Origin of the sequence: Pantoea sp. YR525 (genome assembly GCF_900116775.1) — a bacterium.
GTDB lineage: Bacteria > Pseudomonadota > Gammaproteobacteria > Enterobacterales > Enterobacteriaceae > Pantoea > Pantoea symbiotica.
In genome coordinates this window covers 146215-157962 of sequence record NZ_FPBU01000005.1, presented here as the reverse complement: position 1 = coordinate 157962, position 11748 = coordinate 146215, and the positions used below count along the sequence as shown (strand labels likewise).

The 11748-nt window shown below is 52.5% G+C and carries 9 protein-coding genes; 3 read left to right on the top strand and 6 right to left on the bottom strand.

Annotation, left to right across the window (positions count from 1 at the left end):
* The first annotated feature begins 70 nt into the window (after positions 1 to 70).
* On the top strand, positions 71 to 1519 hold the full coding sequence (locus tag BM323_RS11945) for a MocR-like pyridoxine biosynthesis transcription factor PdxR (RefSeq protein ID WP_008107746.1): 1449 nt from the start codon (positions 71 to 73) through the stop codon (positions 1517 to 1519).
* On the opposite strand, the gene BM323_RS11940 is transcribed toward BM323_RS11945, so the two are convergent.
* From BM323_RS11940 to BM323_RS11925, 4 genes are all read right to left on the bottom strand, one after another.
* Positions 1516 to 2028 carry an RcnB family protein gene (locus BM323_RS11940; protein WP_008107748.1) on the bottom strand — a complete coding sequence of 171 codons (513 nt, stop codon included), beginning with the start codon at positions 2026 to 2028 and terminating at the stop codon, positions 1516 to 1518. The genes BM323_RS11945 and BM323_RS11940 overlap by 4 nt on opposite strands.
* Before the next feature lie 156 nt (positions 2029 to 2184).
* Positions 2185 to 3330, bottom strand: coding sequence for a serine hydrolase domain-containing protein (locus tag BM323_RS11935; RefSeq protein ID WP_036649302.1), 1146 nt, complete (start codon positions 3328 to 3330; stop codon positions 2185 to 2187).
* Between the two features lie 183 nt (positions 3331 to 3513).
* The gene (locus BM323_RS11930; protein WP_008107753.1) at positions 3514 to 4296 is read right to left on the bottom strand and encodes a MetQ/NlpA family ABC transporter substrate-binding protein; all 783 of its coding nucleotides are present in this window, start codon (positions 4294 to 4296) and stop codon (positions 3514 to 3516) included.
* Between the two features lie 17 nt (positions 4297 to 4313).
* Positions 4314 to 5333 (bottom strand): isopenicillin N synthase family dioxygenase, encoded by a 1020-nt coding sequence (locus BM323_RS11925; protein ID WP_036649305.1) that lies wholly within the window; start codon positions 5331 to 5333, stop codon positions 4314 to 4316.
* A gap of 210 nt (positions 5334 to 5543) precedes the next feature.
* On the opposite strand from BM323_RS11925, the gene BM323_RS11920 reads away from it, so the two are divergent.
* A complete protein-coding gene (locus BM323_RS11920; protein WP_008107757.1) occupies positions 5544 to 6221 on the top strand; it encodes a YecA/YgfB family protein in 678 nt (225 codons plus the stop codon).
* A gap of 64 nt (positions 6222 to 6285) precedes the next feature.
* On the opposite strand, the gene BM323_RS11915 is transcribed toward BM323_RS11920, so the two are convergent.
* Complete coding sequence (locus BM323_RS11915; protein WP_008107759.1) at positions 6286 to 7341, bottom strand: DUF1176 domain-containing protein; 1056 nt, start codon at positions 7339 to 7341, stop codon at positions 6286 to 6288.
* A 212-nt stretch (positions 7342 to 7553) separates the two neighbouring features.
* Here BM323_RS11915 and BM323_RS11910 point away from each other — a divergent pair, with 212 nt between their 5' ends.
* Positions 7554 to 10796: a DEAD/DEAH box helicase gene (locus BM323_RS11910; protein WP_008107760.1), complete on the top strand. Its 3243-nt coding sequence runs from the start codon at positions 7554 to 7556 to the stop codon at positions 10794 to 10796.
* On the opposite strand, the gene BM323_RS11905 is transcribed toward BM323_RS11910, so the two are convergent.
* A complete protein-coding gene (locus tag BM323_RS11905; protein ID WP_008107763.1) occupies positions 10793 to 11692 on the bottom strand; it encodes a LysR family transcriptional regulator in 900 nt (299 codons plus the stop codon). The two genes, BM323_RS11910 and BM323_RS11905, sit on opposite strands and share 4 nt — an antisense overlap.
* Between the last annotated feature and the right edge of the window lie 56 nt (positions 11693 to 11748).

Below are 11748 nucleotides of genomic sequence, written 5' to 3'. Positions count from 1 at the left end.
AGTGCCACTTTGCTGGCGTGTTAAAAAGCGCCACAATGTCCGAAATTGATGGATCCACGGAACTGCGTAAATGAGTGATATTAAGCTACATCGATTATTGCTGGCCCCGCTGGAAACCAACGGCGAGCAGACGCTGCAACAACAACTGTTTCAACGTATCAGGCAGGCGATTCTGACAGGCAAACTCGCCGCCGGTACGCGTTTGCCCGCGACACGCCAGCTGGCCCAGGATCTCGCGGTTTCGCGCAATACGGTGATCGCCGTCTGGGCGCAGCTGCAGGCGGAAGGATTTTTGTTGAGCGATCGCCAGGGCAGTCGCATCAGCAATATGGCGCAGCTGCCGCAGGAAAATCAGTCGCATATCAGCGACGAAATCACCTTGTCGCCGCGCATTGCTGAGCTGCGATCCAGCCATCGCAGCTTCATTCAGGAGATGGCGCTGCGCCCCGGAGTTCCTTCGCTGGCACATTTCCCGCTGGCTCAGTGGCGGCGGGCGTTGAACCGCGTGATGCTGCATCAGCCGCAGCAACTGCTGGGCTACGGCGATCCGCTCGGTGAACGCACGCTCCGTGAAGCGCTGGCGCAGCATCTGGCATTGGCGCGCGGCGTGCGCTGTACGCCCGAACAAATCGTGATTACCGAAGGCGCGCAGCAGGCATTGACGCTGTGCGTGGCGCTGCTCAGCAGCCCAGGCGACATTGGTTGGGTGGAGGAGCCAGGGTATCGCGGCGCGAAAGCGGCGATGCGGTTGGGAGATATGCGTATTGAACCAGTAGCGGTTGATGCACAAGGGCTGGCACCGCAGCCGCAGGACTGGCAGCAGCGTGCGCCGCGCCTGATTTACACTACGCCAACGCACCAATATCCCACCGGTGTGATCATGAGCGCACCGCGTCGTCTGGCGCTGCTGGCGGCCGCACGGCAACAGCAAACGTGGATTATTGAAGATGATTACGACAGCGATTTTCGCTACAGCGGCGAGCCGATCGCCGCCATGCAGGGCATGACGCAGCCAACGCCGGTAATCTACGTCGGCTCATTCAGCAAAACGCTGTTTCCGGCGCTGCGCCTCGGCTTTATGGTGCTGCCGCCACAGCTGGTCGCGCCGTTGCGCCCTGCGCTACATGAACTGCTGCGCGGCGGAAATCGTCCTGAACAGCAGGCGCTGGCGCTGTTTTTACTCAGCGGTGATTTTAGTCGTCATCTGAGCAAAATGCGCCGTCTGTACCGTCAACGCCAGACGAGTTTGCGGCAGGCTTTGCAGCAAACATTTGGCGCACAGGTTCCGTTGCTGGGCGGCGAATGCGGCATGCATCTGGTGTTATCGCTGGCTGCGGATCAAAACGATATGAGATTGGTGGATCGGCTGATCCAGAGCGGCTACGCGCCGGGCGCGCTGTCGGGATTTTATTCGGGTGAGCAGAAGCAGCAAGGGCTGGTGCTGGGTTACGGTAACACCAGCACCAGCCAGATTACGGCGGGCGTCGCCCAGTTAGCGCGCCTGCTGCGCGGGAATTAACCGCGGAAGAAGATTTCGCCTGATTTACCCATCACGATCTTACCGCTGTCATCGGTGATCAGGATGTAGTTGGCATTGATGTACGCCCAGTGCGTGCCTGGCTGCGGCGCTGGCAGATGACGTGGCTTCCACTCAACAATGGTGTACTGCTTTTTACGATACTCATCTGGCACCACATCGCCCACTTTGTACTCTTTGTAGTCGATGATGATGGTAGTCAGATCGTAGTTATTCGGAGCCGTCGCATTGCCGCTTTGCGGTGGGCGAATTGGCGCAACATCGCCGCTGGATTCAGCCGGTTCATTGCTGGCTGGCGCATCGGCTGCCGGAGCCTGCGTTTGCGGGTCTGCGGCTGGCGCCTGGGTTTGGGCATCGGGTGCGGTTTGCTGCACTTGTGGCGGCATCGGTACGGCGTCTGTTTGCTCGCCTTCCGCCAGCGCGGCCGGAGCAAGGCTTAAAGCGCCCAGAAAAATTCCTGCAGAAAGAAGATTGACGTGTGTCCTGCGCATTGGTGATTTCCACTCTGGTTAATTATTAACTGTCCATTTAACTGACAAGTTAAGCACGCAGAAGGTTCCCCCGGCGCGCTTAGCGCGTCAAATTTCGCTGCTCAGCATACCTCAGCTCACGCGTTTTTTGGCGCAGTAAAATTGCAAGCAACCATGTTAGTTTTTGTCGTGCGCTTTCTGCGCCAGATCCATCAATAACGCGATGCCCAGATAGTTACTCCAGTTAAACGCGTTCTGCAGCACCACAATCGCATTGCCGTTCTGCTTATCAAAGCCAATAAAACTCGAGTAGCCGCCGATATAACCCACCTGATAGGTGATCTGCTGATCACCGTAACTGTCGGTTACCCAGGCGATATTTTGTGACTGATTGCCGTGCTGCTCGTAGCCGTGATTAACCTGCGCAAAGGCCGCGTTGAGCGAAGCCCCCGCGCCGTCATGCAGATGCGCATCCAGATAGCGAATCAAATCGCGCGCGTTGCTGTAGAGGCTGGCGGCCGCCACCATATTGTTGTTAAACGCCCAATCCGGCGTAATTTGCCCACGTGGAATCAGCTTAGGTTGATCGCCCGCATGGCCGAGCGCACGCCACGGATAGCCACGCAGACTCTGCGGCTTGAAGCTGCTGCTGGTCATGCCCAGCGGCTGGAACAGATTGCGCTGCGCCAGCGTTTCGATGTCCTGATGAAAGCGATGTTTGAGGATGTAGCCCAACAGCGCATAGCCGAGATTGGAATAGCGCGCGGTGGGATGCGCGGGCGCGTCAAAATCGGCCAGATAATCCAGCACTGCGTCGCTGTCGAGGTTGCCGTAAAAGTTCTCGCCGCTACGCAGATAGCCCATAAATTTCATGAACATCGGTAAATCCATATCCTGGCGCGGCAAGCCCGAGGTGTGCGTCACCAACTGCAACAGCGTGATGCGTTTGGCATCGTCGCTCAGCGGCACGTTGGGCGGCAAAAGCGTCGCGAGCGTATCGTTCCAGTGCAGTTCGCCGCGATCCACCAGCTCAATAATCACCTCAGCGGTGATGCCTTTACTCAGCGAGCCGAGCGCAAATAAGGTATCTGGCGTGATGGGATAACGGTGCACCGCATCGGTGACGCCAAAACTGTAAAATTTAGGCTGGCTGCGTTGGTGGATGATGGCGATGCTGATGCCGGAAACCTGCTTCTGCTGCATGTAATGGCGCACGATGTCATCGACGTTTTCATTAAAGGTCGCGTGCGAAAGATAGACTTTATCGCTGACGGGCGCGGAGGTTTGCGACAAGGTGCCGCAGGCGCTGAGCAATACGCTCATGCCCAGCAGAATGATGCATGTTATTAAACGATGGCACAGCACCCGTTTATTCCTGGCGAAGATAATCATGGCAATGGATTGAGCGAATTTTTATGTTTTATAGTGGGTGCGACGGGTGTTGGTGGCGAAATATAACACAGAAGAAAGTCAGCGCCACCTGCCAAAACCAGGTGGCGGCGGGGATTATTGATTAACGGGAATAACCGATCCTTTATAGTGCTGGTTGATAAATTCAGCGGTTTGCTTTGACTCCAGATCTTTCGCTAGTTCCAGAATGCGCGGATCGTGCGCCAGTTTCGGCGTGGTGACCAGCACGTTGGCATACGGATTATCCTTCGCCTGTTCCAGCGCCAGCGCATCTTTCGACGGCACTAAACCGGCCTGCAACGCGTAGTTGCCATTGATGATCGCCAACTGCGCATCATCCAGCGCGCGCGGCAGCTGCGGCGCTTCCACTTCGATAATCTTCAGATGGTGCGGGTTGTCAGTAATGTCTGCGGAAGTCACCAGCGTATTGGCGCTGCTGCTCTTCAGTTTGATCAAACCATTGGCCTGCAACAGATAAAGTGCGCGGCTCAGATTGGTGACATTATTTGGTACCGCAACCTGCGCGCCATCAGGCAGATCTTTCAGTGATTTCACTTTGTGCGAGTAGATGCCAAGTGGCTCAATATGCACGGTGGCAACCACAGAAAATTTCTCGCCCAGCGCTTTTTCCTGATCGCGCAGATAAGGTACATGCTGGAAGTAGTTGGCATCGACGTCACCGCGCGCCAGCAGTTCGTTGGCGTTGAGGTTGCCGTTGAGTTCAATCACCTTAAGATCGAGCTTCTTGTCAGTTTGTTTGATGTGGTTGAGGATTTCGCTGTGCGGCACGGCATCTGCCGCCACGCGCAGCGCAGCCGCCGAGGCGTAACTGCTGAACACCGAAACCATCGCTAACGCGGCTATCACCTTTTTATTCATCTGCTTCCCTTAGTTTCTTATGATTTAACGCTATTGAGAGTGTCAGCGTAATAACGCTGCGCCACGTCGCGATGCGATCGCAAACGCCCTTTGAGATAGTTCCAACCCACTTCACGCAGCAGCGGATTGCTGGGATCGCTGGTCGGTCCGCGCGCTTCTGCCGCCAGCTGCGGCGGTAATTGATAGAGCGGCACTTCGGCATCAAGCTGCGCGCCGAGGAAGAAAGCGATGGAGATGCGCTGCTGTTTTGCCGGCGGCGACACCACGCGATGCACGGTGGCGCGCAGATAACCATTGGTGGCGATTTCCAGCAGTTCGCCGATGTTCACCACAAAAGCGCCCGCTTTCGGCAGCGCATCAACCCACTGATCCGGCGTGACTTCAACCTGCAATCCAGGCTGATCGTCCTGCAACAGAAAAGTCAGAAAGCCGGAATCTTTATGCGCACCGACACCTTGCTGACTGGCAGCGGCATCCTGACCCGGATAGCGAATCAGCTTCACATGTTCGTTGGGGTGCGTGCCGTACAGCGCATCAAAAGCGTCCGGCGGCAGCGCCAGGGATTTGGCGAACGCGCGCAGTAAACGCAGCGCCACGTCGGTCATCGCCTGTTGCCACGCGTGGATCACCGGACGCAGCTGCGGCAGCGCCTGCGGCCACAAATTGGGCCCTTGCAGCTGCTTCCATGCTGGATCGTCTGGCTGCAACGGCAGCGCGGCGCGTTCTGCACCGATATCAAATTGCTCACGCTGATCGCGCTGCTCACGGGTATATTCCACGCCCGCACGGTTGTAGCCGCGAAAATGCGGCGAATGAATCATCGAAACGCGCTGCTTCTCTTCATCCGGCAAGGCAAAGAACGCGCGCGTGATGCTTTGCACGTTCTGCAACAGTTGCGGATTGATGCCATGATTCACCAGATAAAAGAAGCCAACGTCACGCGCGGTCTCGCGCAGTTCGGTAAGGTATTGCACCTGTTCCGCATCCGGCAGTTCCAGCAGGGCTAAATCCAGTACCGGCAATGTGCTGGCCATAATTTGCATCCTTTATGCAGAAAAATTCTGCCTTTACGCTGCCATCTGTCGACAAAAGCAGCCAATACTGTTGCGCGATAAGTTATGGCGAATCATTTTTAGGAGAGGTTCAGCAATCGATATGCAAAAAGCGATAAATCGCGCCCGCTTCCCGCTATAATCGCCGCCAATTAACTTTGGGCATTGCCCATCAATGAAAGCAGGAGATGCCGTATGAACCAGGGTCCGTTAACCGAAAAAGAGCTGAACTGGCTTGAAGATATGCTGGAGAAATACGGCAACGAGCACTCAGTGGTGGATACCGCTGAGCTGGACGGCATGCTGACGGCGCTGCTCTCAGGCCCGAACGACATCGAACCGAGCGAATGGCTGGTGGCGATGTGGGGTGGCAAAAAGCACATTCCAAAATGGTCGAATGAGCGCGAGATGGATCGTTTTATGACGCTGACGTTCCAGCATCTGAACGACATCGCCGAGCGCCTTGCCGAATTCCCGGAGCAGTTCGACCCGCTGTTTGGCACGCAAGAGATGGAAGGCCAGGAATTCACCGTGGTGGAAGATTGGTGCTACGGCTATCTGCGCGGCGTGGCGCTGGATGCAGATTGGTCGCTGCTGCCCGAATCACTGCAGCCGATGATGGAGGCGATTACCTTGCACGGCAGCGAAGATCATCTGGCGAAGCGCGAAGCCTTCACGCCGGACGAGTTTGAAGCCAGCATTGAGGCGATTCGCCCTGCGGCGCTGGAGCTGCATGAATACTGGCAGGAACAGCGCATGGCGCAGCCCGATCCAGAACCTCAACTGCCGCACTTTGCCGGCGAGAAAACTGGCCGCAACGATCCTTGCCCATGCGGCAGCGGTAAAAAATATAAGCAGTGCTGCGGCAAATAAGATCGCCATTTGTAGGGTCGCCATTCATGGCGACCTGCTGACCAGGTGCGCATGAATGCGCACCCTACGGGATTAAAGCCGCTTTAACCTCTGTAACCCAGGTTGGCAACTGCCATGCACCGCCCGCGCGAATCGCGCGGCACATGCCGGTGGTAGCATCGCTGCTCTGCTCAAACGCTTTGCCATCCCACACCCACGCCGCAGTACTCCAGCAGTCGCCGATGCCGCGCCCTTTCTGCGCTTCGGAGATCACACCTTCGCTGTAATCAGAGCCAGAATCCGTCACCAGCTGAGGTGTGCCCTGCAACGCTTTGTCGATCAGCCAATAGCCATAACCTTCGTTATACGCCCCACGCCAGCACAGCGCGGCGATCAACACGTGCGCATCATCGACCGGCGTTAACGTCAGCGGCTCCGCGCCCTCTTCCGGCTGATCGTCGGACGGTGCCAGATTGTCACAGCTGTCGTCATCGGTGAGTGAGGCAATCAGCTTCGGCTTCAACAGCGCCAGCTCATCGGCCGTCAACGGACGCGCATCAGCCTTCACCACTTTCACCTGTTGAATCACCGGCATCGCCACCGCTGCCGGTACGCTGTTTTCCGGCTTGTTGCCTTTACGCACCAGCGCGCCCGGCGTGCTAAGACGACCTTGCGCATCATCCATCTTCAGCAGCACCGCAAACGCGCCATTGCTGGAGAGATCGAAAGGCTCCTCGCCACCGCGAAACTCCACTTTGCCGCTGCCTTTAATACCGTTGATCAGCGCCTGGGTTTGTTCATCGGTCAGCGTCCATTCGTCGTTGTCGGCTTTCGCCACGTCGCCCAGCGCACGGTCATCAATCCACAGCGCTAAGTTGTTCACCACTTTAGAATCATCATCGCCGGTATCGGCCAGCACCACGCGACCGTGCGTCACCGCATTGGGGCCACCGGCACGCACCAGCAGCACCGAGCCGCCCGCGCCCTCTTCGGCGCTGTAACCGGCGGCGCGACAGGTCAGCGTGTTATCGCAGGCCAATTCCCAGTCTTTGTGGCTAAAGGAGACGCCGTCTTGATCTGCTAACAGCGGCGCACTCAGGCTGGCAAGTAGCGATATCGCCAGCAGCAATCGGGTAATCATGCCATCTCTCCATAATGGTAAAGGTGGCTAGTGTGATGATTTTTGTGATGCGGGAGAAGTGAATTTTTGAGGTCATGTGGATGGCTAATGAACCGGCAGCTATTCGATCGTTCATCTTTAACCATTCCACCGATGAGCCAATCATTGAATGCCAAGCATTCAAAGCGGTAGTATAAGAATCAGCAGGTAAACATTCAGAGGATTAAAGTTTCATGGACGATCAAAGCAAAATGTTGCCCACCCAGCAAGCTATACGTATTCTGGATTATTGGCACAAAATAGAGTTTTTCGAATCAACTGACATTAAAGATCTTGAAAATAATGCGGATGGCGTAATTCAACTGAGCATGGAGGAATTACAACATAATACATCACTTCCCTGGATTGAACCTCAGCAAATCAGGCGTGCAGGAAGTGATTATTCACCTGAAAAAAAATACCGTTACGAGCTCTTTTTCGGCATCTTTGAACGTGACGAAATATTTCAGCAAGCAAAGCCCTTCATTTATAAACAAAGTGACATAGAGAATGACGCGCTCGGCAATGAAGGTCGTACATGCTCGATAAAATGTAAGCTTGATCATAATGGTGTTATTGATAGCGAGAGTTTTGAGTTTTCAACTGTGACCTGGGCATTAGGTCAGATATCTACAGGTGGATTAGAACGACTGAACTTTGATACCTATGAAATTGATACAAAAAAATTACAGCAACGTTTTAATGAAATTGTCACCACCGCTGACAATATAAAAATAAAACATCAACTACCACCTATTTTAACTACATTTGAAATAATTGAATTTTTAAAATCAATGGCGCAGTGGACTACTTTTTCTCCTCAAACCCCTACGCCTGCACTATTCATTAAATTAAGTGAAACAAAACCCAACAAACTCAACATTTCAGCTTCGCTAGATCCATCTTTACTTTCAAAACTTAGTGACGAGACTGAACTGGCATTATCAAACGATTCTGATTTTCCGCTGACTTCCGCTTCAGATAATTCAAATGAGATCAGTATATTAAATAGCTTCTACATACGTGATATTGAGCGGATAATAGAAGATATCAAGCGGAATAAACTTGATATTGACTCACCATTAGGACGCTATCTAACCGGCAGTCGTAAGAAAAACGTAGATTTACTTCTACCGGCAGGAAGGACGCTATTGATTGAGAAATTACGATTAGCCCAACTTCCTGCTGGACGCTGGCTTTCAGATAGAAAACACAACATGAGTTTAATGCAGCAGTTTGCTATTAATACTCTTGAGCAAGAACTTACTCATCAAGGACTTTATTCAGTTAATGGTCCACCAGGTACGGGTAAAACAACTCTACTTCGTGATATCATTGCAAATAATATCGTTAAGCGCGCTGCCATTCTTGCGAATTATAATCGGGTTGAGGATGTTTTTTCTGGCTCAATCACCATTAGCGTCAATGGCAACACGCGCAAGATCCCCTGTCTTCGCTCTGAACTTTGTGGCTATGAAATGGTGGTAGCTTCAAGCAATAATGCTGCTGTCGAAAATATCTCACGCGAACTACCTCAGCTGAAAAGCCTTGGAGATGAATGGCAACATCATGATTATTTTAAATCAGCTGCGCGAAAACTCGCGGCATTTTCACGATCTCTAAAAAATAGCGAAAAACAGCCAGAAAAAACTTATCTTATCAAACCGCTTGCCCCAGATGATGATTGTTGGGGATTGATTGCTGTAGCTTTGGGAAAGAAAAAGAATCGCGATCGCTTTAAAGAGCGAGTGTTTACACATAATCATACGAAAGCTGTGACTTCATCACCGGCTGATGAATACAGACACCTATTTGAATCACTAAAAAATAAAGACATAGCGAGCTTCGCAGCAGCTAAAAAAGCTTTCATTGACGCGCAACAAAAACATCAATCTATCATTCAGGAACTTCAGCAGCTTGAAGAGCTTAACGATCTATCTAATTATTACCATCAACAGCAGATAAAAATACAAAAACTACGTTTACGAAGGTTTATGCTCAACGCCCGAACTACGCGATGTGCAGAGCATTTACCGCATTGGTTGACCCTAAAATTCAGAAAAATCTTCCGGATTAAAGCCATTATTACTGGATTAAAAAATAGATTAAATTCTACCATTGCCGCGTTACAACTGGCGGAGCAACGTTTAAGTCAAATCCAAGATGAATTGGATGCTAAACAAAAACATTGTTTAGCATTGCGGATTAAGTATCAAGACACCATTTTTGCCGCAGATGAAATCAATATCGAAGCTGAGGACATTCAGCGTACCACTTTCGGCCATGGCGCAATATTAAATGCAGCCCGTAGTCAGCTTTCAGCATGCGCCCTGGATTTACATCAATCATGGCTGAAAGAAGCTTATAAAGAGTGCAACTTACTTAAAGTTATATTCTCCGTCAGCGACGCCATAAATGGTGGTGTACAAGAAACCAAAGCCTGTCTCGCTTTGTGGCAACTTCTTTTTATGATTGTGCCGGTAGTTTCTTCAACATTTGCATCCGTTCATCGTCAGTTTATGCATTTAGGTGCCGGTGATATTGGATGGTTATTTATTGATGAAGCTGGGCAGGCAACACCTCAACAAGCGGCTGGAGCATTATGGCGCGCGAAACGTGCTGTTGTTGTGGGAGACCCCTTACAGATTGAGCCCGTTTTTACAATTCCTCCTGCCTTCGTTGAAGCTCTTGCTCAACGTGCCTTTGCCGATGATTGGCGTGAGTGGTCTCCAACAACTCAGTCAGTACAAAATCTTGCAGATAGAGTGAACCCCTATGGTTCAGCACAAATATCTAATGAGAACTGGCTCGGTAGTCCGCTGCGCGTCCATCGACGCTGTGATGAGCCCATGTTTAGTATCGCCAACAAGATTGCTTACAACAATAAAATGCTTCATGGTCGGGACAAGCGTTGGCCAACTGACAATAATCTTTGGGGAGAGAGCGGCTGGTTAGATGTTTGTGGTGAAGTGAAAGGAAAACATTACGTTCCCGCACAGGGAAAAAAAGTCCTCATGATGATTAATGACTGGTTTGAACATCATGGTGCGCTGCCGGACGTCTATATTATTTCGCCTTTTAAACAGATTAAAAACCAACTTAAATCCTTATTGAGTCAGGAACTAAAAGGCATCAAGGATATCAACCGTTGGATTGATGATAGGGTGGGCACCGTTCATACCTTTCAGGGAAAAGAAGAGAAAAATGTCATTATTGTGCTTGGTTTATCGGCTAATAATTCTGGCGGAGAAAAATGGGCATCTTCAAAACCCAATTTGTTAAACGTTGCAATAACGCGTGCGCAGAAACGAGTTTATATCATCGGTAGTAAGGCCATTTGGGCAGGATGCGATTATTTTAATGTCGCTAATGAAATGCTAAGCAGAATAGAGCCGCCTGAAATGCCGGAAAAACTCGCGGTTTTTCACGTTGATTAAGAAAGGGACAGCGCAGCCACAATCTGCTGTCGCAACCACTGCTGAGCCGGATCGCGGTGCAGGCGTTCATGCCACAACAGCAAAATATCAAAGCCCGGCACCTCCAGCGGCAGATCGATTACCTGAAGGTGCGAAGCGTGGCGCACCAACCGCTCGGGCAGCACTGCCACCAAATCGCTGTTCGCCAGCGTTTCCTGCATAAACAAGAAATGCGGCACCGACAACACTACGCGGCGTGAACGTCCCAGCTTCGCCAGTGCAGTATCGGTGGCGGCGCTGAAGCCGCCGCCATCCGGCGACACCATGACAAATTCAAGCTGGCAGAATTGATCCAGCGTCGGCGGACGTTGCAAGTGCGAGTGATCGCGCCGTCCCGCCAGCACGTAGCGCTCGCTGAACAGTTTGCGTTGATGCAACGTCGGCGGCGCGTTATCGCCGGTATGAAACACCACATCCAGCTCACCTTTTTCCAACTGCTGCGCTATCAGCGGCGGATTGAGCGCCAGGACCGCCATGCGACTCAGCGGTGCAGCGGCACGAATCAGGTTGAGCGCGGGCAACACTAACGCCGACGAGGTGTAATCGGTGGCGGCGATGCTCCAGGTGACTTCGGCATTGGCCGGATTAAAGGTATCGGGCGGCGCGACAGCACGTTCTACCGCCTCAAGCGCCAGACGCAGCGGCTCACGCAACGCTTCAGCGCGCGCCGTTGGCAACATGCCGCGCGGCCCAGGCAACAACAGCGGATCGTCAAAATGTCCACGCAATCGCGCCAACTGAGCGCTGACGGAAGGCTGCGAGAGATGCAGGCGCTGCGCCGCGCGCGTGACGTTGAGTTCGGTTAACAGCACGTTGAGCGTCTGCAGCAGATTCAAATCCAGTGAGTTGATATTCACTCTGTCTATACCTGAGATATCAGCAATTGATTTCTACTATAGCCAGCACCGACTTA

What these genes read in the sequence shown, in the direction of transcription:
- BM323_RS11910 (WP_008107760.1), top strand. Translation starts at nt 7,554, where the DNA reads ATGGACGATCAAAGCAAAATGTTGCCCACCCAGCAAGCTATACGTATT.
- BM323_RS11935 (WP_036649302.1), bottom strand. Translation starts at nt 3,330, where the DNA reads ATGAGCGTATTGCTCAGCGCCTGCGGCACCTTGTCGCAAACCTCCGCG.
- BM323_RS11945 (WP_008107746.1), top strand. Translation starts at nt 71, where the DNA reads ATGAGTGATATTAAGCTACATCGATTATTGCTGGCCCCGCTGGAAACC.
- BM323_RS11940 (WP_008107748.1), bottom strand. Translation starts at nt 2,028, where the DNA reads ATGCGCAGGACACACGTCAATCTTCTTTCTGCAGGAATTTTTCTGGGC.
- BM323_RS11920 (WP_008107757.1), top strand. Translation starts at nt 5,544, where the DNA reads ATGAACCAGGGTCCGTTAACCGAAAAAGAGCTGAACTGGCTTGAAGAT.
- BM323_RS11930 (WP_008107753.1), bottom strand. Translation starts at nt 4,296, where the DNA reads ATGAATAAAAAGGTGATAGCCGCGTTAGCGATGGTTTCGGTGTTCAGC.
- BM323_RS11915 (WP_008107759.1), bottom strand. Translation starts at nt 7,341, where the DNA reads ATGATTACCCGATTGCTGCTGGCGATATCGCTACTTGCCAGCCTGAGT.